General features: G+C 40.1%; 8 protein-coding genes. 6 read left to right on the top strand and 2 right to left on the bottom strand.

What is annotated here, in order from left to right; all coding sequences use genetic code 11:
- Positions 1-75 precede the first annotated feature (75 nt).
- Genes Q0203_RS08615 through Q0203_RS08605 form a run of 3 tightly spaced genes read left to right on the top strand, consistent with a single transcriptional unit; the run spans position 76 to position 9,110 of the window.
- The gene (locus Q0203_RS08615) at positions 76-2,976 is read left to right on the top strand and encodes a DNA methyltransferase (protein WP_297931528.1); all 2,901 of its coding nucleotides are present in this window, start codon (positions 76-78) and stop codon (positions 2,974-2,976) included.
- A gap of 5 nt (positions 2,977-2,981) precedes the next feature.
- The gene (locus tag Q0203_RS08610; RefSeq protein WP_297931526.1) at positions 2,982-6,230 is read left to right on the top strand and encodes a DEAD/DEAH box helicase family protein; all 3,249 of its coding nucleotides are present in this window, start codon (positions 2,982-2,984) and stop codon (positions 6,228-6,230) included.
- A gap of 12 nt (positions 6,231-6,242) precedes the next feature.
- On the top strand, positions 6,243-9,110 hold the full coding sequence (locus tag Q0203_RS08605) for an SNF2-related protein (RefSeq protein WP_297931524.1): 2,868 nt from the start codon (positions 6,243-6,245) through the stop codon (positions 9,108-9,110).
- A gap of 255 nt (positions 9,111-9,365) precedes the next feature.
- Here the strand turns inward: Q0203_RS08605 and dusA are convergent, their stop codons facing one another.
- A complete protein-coding gene (dusA, locus tag Q0203_RS08600) occupies positions 9,366-10,349 on the bottom strand; it encodes a tRNA dihydrouridine(20/20a) synthase DusA (RefSeq protein WP_297931521.1) in 984 nt (327 codons plus the stop codon).
- Positions 10,350-10,351: 2 nt separating this feature from the next.
- Positions 10,352-11,740: a chloride channel protein gene (locus Q0203_RS08595; RefSeq protein WP_297931518.1), complete on the bottom strand. Its 1,389-nt coding sequence runs from the start codon at positions 11,738-11,740 to the stop codon at positions 10,352-10,354.
- A 260-nt stretch (positions 11,741-12,000) separates the two neighbouring features.
- On the opposite strand from Q0203_RS08595, the gene Q0203_RS08590 reads away from it, so the two are divergent.
- From Q0203_RS08590 to Q0203_RS08580, 3 genes are all read left to right on the top strand, one after another.
- Positions 12,001-13,005 (top strand): ornithine carbamoyltransferase, encoded by a 1,005-nt coding sequence (locus tag Q0203_RS08590; protein WP_297931515.1) that lies wholly within the window; start codon positions 12,001-12,003, stop codon positions 13,003-13,005.
- Between the two features lie 10 nt (positions 13,006-13,015).
- On the top strand, positions 13,016-13,948 hold the full coding sequence (gene arcC, locus Q0203_RS08585; RefSeq protein WP_297931512.1) for a carbamate kinase: 933 nt from the start codon (positions 13,016-13,018) through the stop codon (positions 13,946-13,948).
- Between the two features lie 109 nt (positions 13,949-14,057).
- Positions 14,058-15,587: a YfcC family protein gene (locus Q0203_RS08580; RefSeq protein ID WP_297931510.1), complete on the top strand. Its 1,530-nt coding sequence runs from the start codon at positions 14,058-14,060 to the stop codon at positions 15,585-15,587.
- Positions 15,588-15,653 lie beyond the last annotated feature (66 nt).

The following is a 15,653-nucleotide window of genomic DNA, read 5'->3' as shown; positions in this document are numbered from 1 at the left end:
ACAGCACAGCACAGCACAGCACAGCACAGCACAGCACAGCACAGCACAGCACAGCTTGCTCAACTTATCGCTAAATTGCAAGAAATTTTTCAAATAAATCAGCCTGATTTAGATTTCGGTATTTATCGCATTCTTAATTCACGCCAAACGCAAATCAACGAATTCCTACAAAAAACGTTACCAAATAAAATTAATACCGCATTTAATGGCAATTTTGAACAAGCAAACAACGTTTACAACCATCTCTACACTTTCTTCTCACGCTATTACGATCAAGGCGATTTTATCAGCCAACGCCGCTATAAAGGCGATACTTATGCCATTCCCTATGCCGGCGAAGAAGTGATGTTGCACTGGGCAAATAAAGACCAGTATTACACCAAATCAGGCGAAAGTTTCAGTAATTATGCGTTTACATTAGAAAACGGCAAAAAAGTACAATTCCGCCTAGTGGAAGCGGACACCGCAAAAGATAACCGTAAAGATAACGATCAAGCTCGAGTATTTGCCTTAATTGAACCACAAATTAAAACCGAAACGGATGAAAACGGCGATGAAATCCAAACAGATATTTTGCCGTTTGATATCCAAGGCAATTTACTTACCCTTCGTTTTGAATACAAAGCGGTAAACGGAACAGAAAAACAAAGAACAAAATTACAAAAGGAATACATTTTACAAGCAGTAGAAAAAATAAAAACTTTTGCAATTTCAGATGATTTTCAAGAAATTTTTACATTAAAGCCAACTGATACGAATAAAACACGTACGCTGCTTGAAAAATATCTCACCGACTACACCGCTAAAAATACTGCCGATTATTTTATTCACAAAAACCTCGGTAAATTTTTAAATCAAGAGTTGGATTTTTATATCAAAAATGAAGTGATGAACTTGGATAATATTCAAGAAAGCACGGATTTTTCACATATTGAGCAAAACTTCCAGGCAATTAAAACGCTAAAAACAGTAGCAAAAGAAATTATCGCCTTTCTTGCTCAATTAGAAGATTTCCAAAAAAAATTGTGGCTGAAAAAGAAATTTGTCGCAGGCTGCCATTATTTGATTACGCTTGATCATTTAAATGAAGCTCAAGTGCAAGCTGCATTAGATAACCCAAAACAAACCGCCCAATGGCAAGCCTTATTTAATGTGAATACAAGCGGTCTAAATGCGGAAGAATTTTGCAAAAACTATCCGCACTTGGTGGTGGATACTGCGTTATTTAAACCGACATTCCAAGCCGATGTGTTAAATCATCTGCAAGATTTAGATAAGAAAACGAATGGCTTACTAATCCATTCCGATAATTTCCAAGCACTCAATTTATTGCAGGAAAGATATAAAGAACAGGTAAAATGTATTTATATTGATCCACCATATAACGCCAGCTCTTCAGAAATTTTGTATAAGAATACTTTCAAACATTCTGCTTGGTTATCACTTATGAGCAATAGGATGGAATTGGGCAAAACTCTCTTAGCAAGAGAATCGTCTCAAGCTGTTGCCATTGATGAAATTGAACAAGAATTATTAGGGCAACTATTAAGTCTAACTTTTACAGATTGGACAAAAGTTGCACTACCAATAGTTCATAACCCAAGAGGGCAGCAAGGCAAAAACATATCATATGTTCATGAGTATTTTTATTTAATGTATCCAACAGACAGTGAGAAATATATTAGTGATGTAAAAAGATCTGAAATTGATTCTAGAAATTTACGAGATAGTGGTACTGAATCAGATAGAACTGATGCAAAAAATTGTTTTTATCCGTTTTATATTAAAGATGGAAAAATTATTGAAATCGGTGATATCCCTGATGATGATTTTCACCCTGAAACCGCAAACATTCAATTAGATGATGGAGTAATAGCAGTTTATCCATTAAATGAAGATGGAATTGAAAAAAAATGGCGATATGCACGACAATCGGTTGAAAAAATTTTAGATAAATTGGAGGCAAAATCTGGTAGAAGTAGCATTCAAATTATTTTCAATAAAGATACTGGCGTAATGAGAAGCCTTTGGATTGACCCTAAATATGATGCAAGTGAATATGGAACAAAAGTTCTTCAAGCTATTTTAGGGGTTGAGAATGCAAAAAATTTCTCTTACCCAAAATCTATACATACAGTTAAAGAAATTATTTCTGCTCAATTAGGTAGCAATGAAGATAATTTTGTTCTTGACTACTTCGCAGGCTCTGGCACAACGGCCCACGCCGTAATCAATCTTAACCGAGAAGACAATGGTGAGCGCAAATATATCTTGGTGGAGCAAGGCGAGTATTTTGATACGGTATTAAAACCACGGGTGCAAAAAGTGATTTTCGCTAAAGAATGGAAAGATGGTAAACCGCAAGCCGATAACGGGGTGTTTGGTGGTGTGTCACAAATTGTCAAAGTACTAAAACTGGAAAGCTACGAAGACACGCTCAACAATTTGGAATTGCGTAAACCTGCACAAGATTTGGCGGATATGGGCTTATCGGAGACGGTGCAAAACGACTATTTATTGCACTATATGCTAGACGTAGAAAGTCGTGATTCTCTACTTAATACACAGCATTTTACCAAACCGTTTGACTATCAACTCAACATCGCCACCACTTCTTCGGGCGCATATGAGGCGAAAACCATTGATTTGGTAGAAACCTTTAACTATTTAATTGGTTTGCGAGTAAGTGAAATCAATGACAAGCGTGAAAATGGCTTAGTCATGGTGCAAGGCATAAATACTAGCGGTGAAAAAACGTTAGTGATTTGGCGTGATTGTGAAAAATATGATTACGACAGACTTAATGATTATTTAAACCGCCACAAAATCAATCCGCAAGAAAGCGAATTTGACGTAGTTTATATCAATGGTGACCATAATGTGGTAACCGCTTGGGAAGATTCTGATGGCGATCTTAAAACGTTAAAAGTGCGGTCGATTGAAAGCGAATTTTTAGCAAGAATGTTTGGGGAATAATTGTAATGGCGAAAAAAACAAAACCACAAATCAAAATTACGTTTCATGACCATTTAGTGCTGAACCGTTATTTTTTGTCGCTTTTTAATGCAGAGAAATTGCAAGAACTGAAAGCTCGTTTGGGTGATGATGGGCAGATTGAAAACGGTCAAACGCATTTTTTTGATGCATTAGTGCATAACCAATTATTCCATACAGACCACATTCGCGAAATTGATTTATTGCGTTATGACAGAAACATTGTTCGTCATTGGAAAAAAATTACTGAAAAGCGGAATAATGCGAGCGGGCATGTTCTACAGATGAAATATTTTCAGTATTTATCGTTATTGTTTACTGAAATTTATTTGGATTTTTATTTTAATCGCCAGGCAGAATTTCAATCAGCCTTAAATGAGCAGTTGGAAAAATACCAAACTGAATTTGGTGATAAAAATGCAGAAAAACGCGCGCCATACACCGCAAGTGATTTAAACACGATTGCCTTTTGGAATGCCACAGGCAGTGGAAAAACCTTACTGATGCACGTGAACATTCTGCAATATTTGGATTATTGCCCTGAAAAAATCGACAAAATTATCGTATTAACACCAAGAGAAGGTCTGAGTAATCAGCATATTATAGAGCTAGAAGAATCTGGTTTTTCGGCAAGTTTGTTTGATAAGAACCGTATTTCACCAAATTTAACCCTGAATTTTACTTCGTCTGATACGGTATCGGTAGAAGTGATCGATATAAATAAACTAGGAGAAAAATCAGGTGATAAAACTGTTGCTGTGGCAGAGTTATCTGGGCATAACCTTGTGTTAGTCGATGAAGGACATAGCGGTTCAAGTGCGGAAGATGGTGCGTGGCAAAAACGTCGTGAAGCCTTAATTTCAGACGGCTTCGCTTTTGAGTATTCTGCAACACTTGGTCAAGCGGTGAGCGATAAAAAGAATACTTTACGTGAAAAATACGCTAAATGTATTTTATTTGATTACTCTTACAAGTATTTTTATGCCGATGGTTATGGCAAAGAAAGTTTGATTTTGAATCTGAAAAATGACTATTTTGCCGAACATGAAAAGCTCTATTTTACCGCTTGTTTGTTGTCGTTTTATCAGCAAATGTATCTGTTTGAAAAATTTTCAGACAAATTGACCACTTGGAATATTGAAAAGCCATTGATGGTATTTGTTGGAAAAAGCGTTGCTGACAAAACAAGTTCAAGTGAAACAGCAGATCAAAAACAAGAAAAATCCGACGTACAGAAAATTTTGGACTTTTTAGCGTTTTTCCTTAATGAGGCTGAATTAGCAAAAAGTTATTTGGCGGATTTGGTCGCCGATAAAGCCCGCCTTTTAGATAATGCCGATAACAATATTTTCTTACAACGATTTACTGCATTAATGGACTTTGTCGGGCGTGAAGATGATTTGTATGCAGATATGCTCAAACGTTTATTTAATGCAGATAGCCAAGCTCGATTGCAGCTTAAATTGTTGAAAAAAGCATCTGGTGAATTATCGCTTGCAGTGGGGAGTTATCCTGCTTTTGGGGTAATCAATATCGGTAGTGCGGCAGATTTTGCTAAAAGTGCAGAAAATAACCCTGCATTTGATACGGAAAATGATGAATTTCGTGAAGGTTTATTTGAAACTATCAACCAAAAATCAAGTTCAATTAATGTACTGATTGGAGCAAAAAAATTTACTGAAGGTTGGTCTAGTTGGCGAGTTTCTACAATGGGATTGCTCAATATGGGCAAAAAAGAAGGTAGTCAAATCATTCAAATGTTTGGGCGCGGTGTGCGCTTAAAAGGACGTGATTTTTCTTTGAAACGTAGTGTGAGTGGAGAACGCCCTAAAGGTGTGCATTTAGAAAAATTAGAAACGCTCAATATTTTTGGCATCAATGCTAACTACATGGATCAATTCCGAAAATACTTGGCAGAAGAAGGCGTAAATCTTGATGAAATTATTACTATTGATTTTAAAGTGCAACCGAATTTACCTAAAGGGATAAAACTTAAGACACTTAAATTAGACGAAGAATATAAAGGTAATCGTCAAAAGAGCTTTAAACGTACAGAAAATGTTTATTTGTTTGAAATTCCTGAAAAATGGCAAGGTAAAGTAAAAGAACCGATAGCTATTCTTGACTGCTATCCTCGTTTGGAGGCTGTTGTAAGTAAAGAGAATCAAATCAAGCAAAGTTTAGATAAGCAAAAGAAAGAAGGTCTTTTAGACAGTCGGCTATTTAATTTATTTGATTGGGATAAAATTTATCTCACGTTACAAAAAAGTAAAATGTTGCAATCATTAAATAATCTGCGATTGGATAGAGAGCGATTAAAAAAATTTGCCTACCGAAATGATTGGTACAAGCTCTATATTCCACCAACAGAATTGGCAGTAACGGATTTTTCTTCAGTGCAGAAACAAGAAGGGTTGATGTTAGAACTGTTGACTGATTATCTAGAGGCATTCTACAAAGCGATGAAAGGGGCATATGAAGGGCAATTTTATCGTGAAATAGTTGTAGACGAAGAAAATGGTTCAATGGTAGAGAACTATGAATTTACTGTCAATTTGGAAGCAGATGGAAGAGATTATCAAGCCAAATTGGAAGATTTGAAAACACGAGTAGAATCGGGGGAACTAGCGAAAGTTTTGGGTTGGAAAGCACCAAACATAGAAGCGATTTGCTTTAATCCGCATTTGTTCTATCCACTTATGACCATAGAAAATCAAGCAGCTTTACCTTTTACAATGAAGCCACTTACAATGAAGGAAGAAAGTGAAATTCAGTTTGTAGAAGGTTTAAAAAATGCACATGCAGCTGGTTTACTTAGTGAGTGGACAGGTGGTAAAGAGTTGTATTTACTACGCAATGCAGCAAATAAAGCTAAAGGTTTAGGTTTTGCACTTGCGGGCAATTTCTATCCTGATTTTTTACTTTGGTTGGTGGATAAAGAAAACGGCAGACAATGGCTGACTTTTGTTGACCCCAAAGGCATTCGCAATATGACATGGGAACACCCTAAATTTAGCTTGTTTGAATCGGTTAAAACCTTGGAAAAAGAATTAAAACTCGGTTTAACACTTAATAGTTTTATCTTATCTATTACACCATATTCAAGCTTACTTGAGGAAGCTGCAGCTTTGTACGATAAAACCGAAGAAGAATTTACCGATAAGCATATTCTGTTTATGGATAAAGCTAATTATCTGCAACAAATGTTTACGATGATTTTGGCTGAGCCTGTTTAGAAAGAGGAAAATATGGTAACACCTTATCACGCTCGTTATTTTGCTAATGAAATCACGTGCCGCCGAACAGATGATAACCGTTTATCGCAATCATTATTTGATGCCAAGGTAGATTTAAATCCCCATCAAATTGATGCGGCATTGTTTGCACTTAAAAATCCGCTACAAGAAGGCGTGATGCTTGCCGATGAAGTCGGTTTAGGAAAAACCATTGAAGCGGGTTTAGTGCTTTGTCAAAAATGGGCAGAACGTAAGCGGAATTTGTTGATTGTTTGCCCTGCCATTTTGCGTAAACAATGGGCGACTGAGTTGACTGAAAAGTTTGGTTTGCCAACAATGGTGGTGGATAAAATGGTTGTCAATCAAGCAATGAAAAAGACAAACGGTGGAAAACTGTTTAATTTTTGCAAAAATCAAATTGGTAATAATGTGTTGATTGTTTCGCATCAATTTGCCAGCAAAGAACAAGCAACGTTTAAGCAATTTGATTGGGATTTGGTGGTTATTGATGAAGCCCACAAGATGCGTAATGCCCACAAAGCCGATAACAAAATGGGGCAAGCAATGCGCAATGCCTTTGGGGGCAAGAAAAAACTATTGCTCACGGCAACACCTTTGCAAAATTCGTTGATGGAACTGTATGGCTTATCTACTTTACTTGATGATCATATTTTTGGCGATCGTAAATTTTTCCAAAAAGAATTTGTTCGCCGTGGCAATGTAGCTGAGCTCAAAGAGCGAATGGCAAGTTTTGTTAAACGTACGCTACGCAAGAATGTGTTGGAATATGTGCGTTATACCGAACGTAAGACGATCACTCAAGAATTTATGCCAACGGCAGCAGAATTTGCCCTTTATGAGCAAATCTCAGAATTTTTACGTAAAGAAAGCAGCTACGCGTTGCCAAAGCGACATAAACATTTAACAGCTTTAATTCTGCGAAAATTATTAGCTTCAAGTCCGCAAGCCGTTTTGGGAACATTAAAAGCCATTTTGCTAAGGCTTCAAAATTTACAGCAGCTAGAACAGAATCAAGATGAACCATTAAGTGAAATTGAAGCATTATTTGATGGTGAAGAATTAACGACAGAAGATGTAGAAACCGATGAACTGGAGGCGGAAGAGATAGAAGTTTCTGTTAGCGATCAATTAAATCAAGCAGCATTACAGGCAGAAATCTCTGAAATTGAAGGCTTTATTCGTTTGGCAGAAGGCTTGCAACACGACAGCAAAATTCTCGCTTTATTGACCGCACTTCAAACCGGTTTTGCGGAAATGGCTAAACTGGGAGCAAATCAAAAAGCGATTATTTTTACCGAATCGGTACGCACACAGAAATACCTTTTTGATTTTTTAACGCAAAATGGTTATGCGGATAATGTGGTGCTATTTAGTGGCACGAATAACGATCCAAATTCTGTGACGATTTATCAAGATTGGCTTATTCGCCATCAAGGCACAGAAAAGATTACAGGCTCGGCAGAAGTGGATAAGCGTTCAGCATTGATTGAGCATTTTAAAGAAAAGGCTCAAATTATGATTGCAACAGAAGCTGCCAGTGAAGGGGTAAACCTGCAATTTTGTTCATTGCTGATTAACTATGATTTACCGTGGAATCCGCAGAGAGTGGAACAACGCATCGGGCGTTGCCATCGTTATGGGCAAAAATTTGATGTGGTAGTAATCAATTTCTTAAACAAACGAAATCTTGCTGATCAGCGTGTTTTAGAGTTACTCACAGAAAAATTTAAATTGTTTCAAGGCGTATTGGGTGCTTCTGATGAAGTGTTAGGGCGAATTGAATCCGGGGTGGATATTGAAAATCAAATTGCGAATATTTATGCCACGTGCCGTACTGAAAACGAAATTCAGACAGCCTTTGATCAGTTACAAGCCCAATTTGCCGATGAAATTGAAGGAAGAGTACAAGAAACTAAAAATGCATTGGTCTCAAGCTTTGATCAGTCAGTGCTAGAACGCCTTAAAGTGATGACGGAAGACCGTCTAAACGCAATGGAACAGTGGTTTTGGGGCGTTACGCAATTTGCACTAAACGGTAAAGCTCAGTTTAATCAAACAGATTGGTATTTTTTACTCGAAAATGCACCACTAGGCGGTATACCTCTTGGACGATACCTATTGCCACGTAAAGAGCGAACAGCAACGTTGCAAGGTTATGAATATCGCTTAAATCAACCGCTTGGACAATGGTGTATCAATGAAGCATTAAATGCTGATACACCAAATGCAACATTAGTTTTTGATTATTCAAATTATCCTGAAAAAATTAGTTTGATCGAACAATATCAAGGTAAATCGGGTTGGTTGCGTTTGAATAAAATCAGTGTAGAGTCGAATGCAGAAAGCCAAGAATCGTTAGTATTTACCGTGTGTGATGAGCAAGGTAATTTGCTAGATAAAGAATTTGCACAAAAGCTATTTCTACTTCCTGCAGATTTACAAGCTACTGTTAAGAATCCACCGCTTGTTTTTGAACATTTAGTGAGAGAACAAATTGATTTGGAAAAAGCTCGTATTAAGGCAGAAAATGATGCCTTGTTAAAAGTGGAAAATGTTCGTCTTAACGCTTGGGCAAAAGATCAAATGCAAGCTGCTGAAGATTTAATTAGCGAACTCAAAGAGGCAATGCGTGGTAAAGAAAAGGAATTGGTGCTAGCAGATAATATTGAACTACAAATTCAGTTACAAGAAGAGGTAACAAAACTGCGTAAACAGCTTCGTAAGGCTCGCGATGAATTAGATGAGGTGCAAGATGAAATTGCCAAACAGGAATTACAGCTATTGAAAGAACTGAAAGAAAAACTGCATCAAACAATACAGGAAAGTATTGAGTTTGAGATTTTCTGGATGATCAGATGAACAGACATAAAGTACGATAACGATATGTTTGTAATGACTTCTTGAGATTAGTCATGAGCGCGAGAATGTTAAAATTTTACAAAATTTCTGTAGCAGTCTGTAGTAGATAGCGACTTGCTAAAAGCTAAATAAACGCCCTTAGCCTTGATCTTAAGGTTAAGGGCATAAAAATTTTGCTGTGGTTAAAATGGCATTTCAGGTTTATATATTGACTACATAATTAATGCCGAAACATTTCCCAATCCCACCGCACTTTTATTCTTCCACAAACCCTAATGCGGTTTCGACCACGTCAATGCCGGCGCCGGCTTTGTAGGCGTTTTCGCTTAAATAACGTCGCCATTGGCGTGCGCCTTTGCAGTTTTGGAAGGCACCAAGCATGTGGCGCACGATATGATTCAGATAGACGCCTTGGCTGAGTTGCTTTTCGATGTACGGAAACATGTTTTCCACCGCTTGGCGTGGGGTGATAATCGGGGCATTTGCGTCAAACAATGCGTGGTCGATATGACCGAGCAGCGCGGGGTTTTGATAAGCTTCTCGCCCCACCATGACACCATCCACATACTTCAAGTGCTGTTGCATTTCTTCAAGGGTTTTAATGCCTCCGTTAATGCTGATGAGCAAATGGGGGAAATCCTGTTTTAGTTGATACACACGTTCGTAATTTAGCGGTGGAATTTCACGATTTTGTTTCGGGCTTAAACCGGATAACCACGCTTTACGGGCATGCACGATAAATTCCTGACAGCCGGCTTGCTGCACTTTTTGGACAAAATCACACAGGAAATCATAGCTGTCAAAATCATCAATGCCGATGCGGGTTTTTACGGTGACGGGAATGTGTACCGCACTTTGCATTTGTTGTACGCACTCTGCAACCAGTTCCGCTTTTGCCATTAAACATGCACCGAACATACCGTTTTGTACACGATCGGATGGGCAGCCGACATTCAAATTAATTTCTTGGTAGCCGCGCTGTTGTGCCAGCTGTGCACAATGTTTGAGTTGTTCCGGATCGCTGCCGCCCAGTTGTAACGCCACCGGGTTTTCTGCCGCATCAAAATCAAGATGATCATATTTAGCGTGAATAATGGCTTGGGTGGTCACCATTTCCGTATAAAGCAAGGCGTGACGGGAAAATTGGCGGTGGAAATAACGGCAATGGCGCGTTGTCCAATCCAGCATGGGCGCGACGGCAAAGCGGCCACGGTAAAAGTGCGGTTGATTTTGGGACATTTTTATGGGTTTTCCTTCATGTCTTTTTGCGTTTCTTCTTTTATCCGCTGGCGGAAACGCCCTGCCGCCATGTGATAAAACGGCTTCGGATTAAATTGGCGTGAAATAATGGAGGAAATCAGGCAGCAAATCAATAGCCAAATCAATACGGGTTGGCAGCCGGTCATTTCCATCACGATAACGCTGGCAGTGACTGGGGATTGAGTAGCGCCCGCAAGAAATGCTGCCATACATAACAACACCAGCAGGCGTTGGTCGACTGAACCGTCAGTAAAGGCAGCCACTTGCACGCCAAGCCCGGCACCGATGGTGAGTGAAGGGGTGAAAATACCGCCTGCAATGCCCGTCCAATATGTGCCTACTGTGGCAAGCAGTTTCATGATGCCAATGTCGCTTTGTACCGCTTGTCCATCGAGCGCTTGGGTGACGACTTGGTAACCTGTGCCGTAAGTTTGGCCGTTGGTGTAAACGCCAAGTGCGGTCAATATTAATCCTAAAATAATGGCGGTGAAAATAGGGTGCTTGCGTATCCAATGGCGACAGAAAGGGAGGGTTCCGGCTGCGCCTTTGATTAACAAACGGCCGAAAATTCCTCCGCTGATACCACTTACCGCACCACAAACTAAAACCCATAAACATAAATAAGGCATATCGGTGACACCACGATATGTGGGGAAATAGGGGTTGTTGCCTTCAATCGCCACCAAAATAAAACCGGCCGCGAGTACGCCTAACAATACGCGTCGTTCCCAGCGCAATAGCACACCACGTCCCAATTCCTCTATGGCAAAAATAACGCCGGCTAAAGGCGCATTAAATGCAGCGGCGAGACCACCGGCTGCACCGGTTGCCATTAGTTCATTAGCACTCAATCCATTAAATGCCACACCGTATTTTCGGCATAAGTTACCCCACCATAACATCACTGCTGCACCGACTTGCACGGAAGGACCTTCCCGTCCTACGGAGGCGCCGATAAGCATCGCTAAAAACGTGAGTGGAATTTTCCATAGAGTTTGTCCAAAGGCGACTAAACGGTTTTTATTGGCTTGATGGGGCAGGCTAAGCGAGGCAATCACTTGTGGGATGCCACTGCCACCGACATAAGGTGTGTATTTGGCGACGAACCAGGTTAATAACGCCAAACCGCCGGGCAAAATAAACCAGACGGCAATCGGATATTGTTGTGTCCAATGGGCGTTCCATTCCAAGCCCAAATCCGCAAGTTTGGCAAAGCCAAGGGAAAACAACGAAACCAAGCTGGCGCCGATCAGCAAACAGGTAAATTCGAGGGTTTTGTGTGAAATTCGATAGGTTTGACGTAATTTCTTGTGTAAAACATACCGCACTTTAATGGCGTTATGACGTAAAAAAAGAAGCACAGTGTTCATGATGAGGTTAATGTTGGGTGATGAGGTTAAAATTTTTTCGCATAGAAAATTTTTTGTTCGAATTTTATACCAATAAAAAGCCTTTTGTTAGAAATTTGTTCAAAATCTTTACATTAGGAGCCGAAATTCGACACGATATTCACTTGCCTTTCTTTTAAAATGAAGACGTTCGCAAGGAGTAGGTTGTATGTCGAATAAATAGTTTGTGAATAGCTTGGCTATTCGGATGAAGTCAATAAACAAAAATCAAGGAGATTATTATGGCTTTCAATCTTAAAAACAGACACTTATTAAGTCTTGTTAATCACTCAGAACGTGAAATCAAATATTTATTAGATTTATCCCGAGACTTAAAAAGAGCAAAATATGCCGGTACCGAACAGCAAAAATTAAAAGGCAAAAATATTGCGCTAATTTTTGAAAAAACCTCTACCCGTACCCGTTGCGCTTTCGAAGTTGCGGCTTATGACCAAGGCGCCCAAGTCACTTACATCGATCCAAACTCCTCTCAAATTGGCCACAAAGAAAGTATGAAAGACACTGCCCGCGTATTAGGCAGAATGTATGACGCCATTGAATATCGTGGTTTCAAACAAGAAATTGTGGACGAATTGGCCGAATATGCCGGTGTGCCGGTGTTCAACGGTTTAACCGATGAATTCCACCCAACACAAATGTTGGCGGACGTGTTAACCATGATTGAAAATTGCGATAAACCATTAAGTGAAATCAAATATGTGTATATCGGTGATGCGCGCAACAACATGGGTAACTCCTTGTTATTAATTGGTGCTAAATTGGGTATGGATGTCCGTATTTGCGGACCAAAAGCGCTATTACCGGATCCAGAGCTAGTTGACATGTGCGAAAAATTTGCAAAACAAAGTGGCGCACGCATTACGGTAACTGATGATATTGATAAAGCCGTGAAAGGCGTTGATTTCGTACATACTGATGTATGGGTTTCCATGGGTGAACCATTAGAAACCTGGGGCGAACGCATTAAATTATTATTACCGTATCAAGTTACCCCTGAATTGATGAAACGCACCGGCAATCCGCGTGTGAAATTCATGCACTGCTTACCGGCATTCCACAACAGCGAAACCAAAGTGGGTCGCCAAATTGCGGAAAAATACCCTGAATTAGCCAATGGTATTGAAGTGACCGAAGATGTTTTTGAATCGCCAATGAATGTGGCATTCGAACAAGCAGAAAACCGTATGCACACTATTAAAGCTGTACTTTATTCCAGCTTAATTTAAGAGGTGGCGTATGAGAATTGTTATTGCCTTGGGCGGAAATGCCCTATTGCGCCGCGGCGAACCGCTCACCGCGGAAAATCAGCGATTAAATGTGCGTATTGCGTGTGAACAAATCGCCAAAATTTACCCTAATAATGAATTGGTCATTGCGCACGGCAACGGCCCACAAGTAGGTCTGTTAGCGCTACAAGGGGCAGCTTATAAAGATGTTCCGACCTATCCGTTAGATGTATTAGGCGCAGAATCCGTAGGCATGATTGGTTATATGATTCAACAAGAATTAGGAAATCTCGTGCCGTTTGAAGTGCCGTTCGCCACATTACTTTCACAAGTGGAAGTGGATATTAACGACCCAGCCTTTAAAAATCCGACCAAACCCATCGGCCCGGTCTATTCCAAAGAAGAGGCGGAACGTTTGGCGAAAGAGAAAAACTGGAGCATTGCACAAGACGGTGATAAATATCGCCGCGTGGTGCCAAGTCCGTTGCCAAAACGCATTTTTGAAATCAAACCGGTGAAATGGTTGTTAGAAAAAGGCAGCATCGTAATTTGTGCCGGGGGAGGCGGTATTCCGACTTACTACGATGAGCAACACAATCTACGTGGTGTAGAAGCCGTTATCGATAAAGATTTGTGTTCAGCGCTATTAGCCGAAAATTTGGACGCCGATTTATTCATCATTGCAACAGATGTGTCTGCCACCTTTGTGGATTGGGGCAAACCAACGCAAAAAGCTATCGCACTAGCACCACCGGATGAAATTGAAAAAATGGGCTTTGCTGCCGGTTCTATGGGACCGAAAGTACAGGCTGCCGTGAATTTCGCACGCAATACCGGCAAAGACGCCGTCATCGGTTCGCTTTCCGATATTGTGGATATCGTCAAAGGTAAAGCCGGTACGCGCATCACAAATAAAGTGAAAGAAATTTCTTATTATTCATAATAATCAAAGTGCTTTGAGTATTTTAGCTGTTCAAAGGAGAAAGTGCGGTCGGCATAATGAATAAAAATAATTATGCCGATCCGCCGCTGTCATTGACAAGGAGTCTGCTATGGAAGCGTCTAGTAAAAAAAAGGTCTTTAATTTCCCATCCGCGTTCACGATTTTATTCTTTATTTTAATTCTCGCCGTGGGATTGACCTGGGTTATTCCCTCCGGTTCCTATTCTAAGTTGACCTATAATACGACCGACAAGGTCTTTGTGGTTAAAACCTATGGGGAACAAGATAAAACCTACCCTGCAACGGAAGAAACTCTCAATAATCTTAATATTAAAATTAAACTGTCCAATTTCACCGAAGGGGTGATCAAAAAACCGATTGCCATTCCTGGCACCTATCAACGGATCACACAACATTATAAAGGCATCAAAGATATTCCTATCAGCATGGTGGAAGGGACTATTGAAGCAGTAGATGTCATGGTCTTTATCTTTGTACTGGGCGGTATGATCGGTGTGATTAACCGAACAGGATCGTTTAATGCCGGGCTTATGGCACTCGCCAGACGCACCAAAGGCAACGAATTCTTGATTGTGTTTAGCGTCTCCATATTAATGGTGCTTGGCGGTACCACTTGTGGTATCGAAGAAGAAGCCGTTGCGTTTTACCCGATTTTGGTGCCGGTATTTTTAGCGCTGGGCTATGATGCTATTGTCTGTGTTGGGGCAATTTTCTTGGCCTCCTCCATGGGAACGGCATTTTCCACGATTAACCCGTTCTCAGTGGTTATCGCGTCTAATGCAGCCGGTATTCAATTTACCGAAGGGATTGGTTTCCGTGCGCTAGGTCTTGTATTAGGAGCAACTTGCGTGATTGCTTACTTATATTGGTATGGTAAGAAAGTCAAAGCGGATCCGAGTTTTTCCTATACTTATGAAGATAGAGAAGAGTTTTATCATCGTTATATGAAAAACTTTGACCCAAATACCGTGCTTGAATTTACCTTAAGAAGAAAACTGATCTTAATCCTCTTCTGTATTGCTTTCCCAATGATGATTTGGGGGGTAATGGCAGGCGGTTGGTGGTTCCCTCAAATGGCGGCGTCCTTCTTATCCATCACCATTATCATCATGTTTATCAGTGGCTTGAAAGAAAAAGATATCGTGGAATCCTTTACCGAAGGGGCTTCCGAATTGGTTGGCGTCTCTTTGATTATCGGTTTGGCACGTGGTGTAAACTTAGTGCTTGAACAAGGCATGATTTCCGACACCATTTTGGACTACATGTCTAACCTTGTAAGTGGTATGCCGGGTAGCGTCTTTATCCTCGGTCAATTAGTGGTCTTCATCTTCTTAGGTCTTATCGTGCCATCTTCTTCCGGTTTGGCAGTGCTTTCCATGCCAATTATGGCACCGCTTGCGGACGCAGTGGGTATTCCGCGTGACATCGTGGTTTCTGCCTATAACTGGGGTCAATACGCCATGTTATTCTTGGCACCGACCGGTTTGGTGTTGGTAACATTACAAATGTTACATATTCCATTCAATAAATGGGTGAAATTTGTGATGCCGATGATTGGTTGCTTATTGGTCATCGGGGCAATCTTACTGGTTGTTCAAGTCTCCTTATATAGCGTTTAACATCTACAGTGTTTAACATCAATTTTAATAAAGGCCACCTATATCACAGTTTTTCATAGGTGGCCT

It is taken from the genome of uncultured Aggregatibacter sp., assembly GCF_938046485.1.
Taxonomy (GTDB): domain Bacteria; phylum Pseudomonadota; class Gammaproteobacteria; order Enterobacterales; family Pasteurellaceae; genus Aggregatibacter.
Note: the sequence above shows the minus strand (reverse complement) of the source record. Positions and strands in the feature narration are given on the sequence as shown.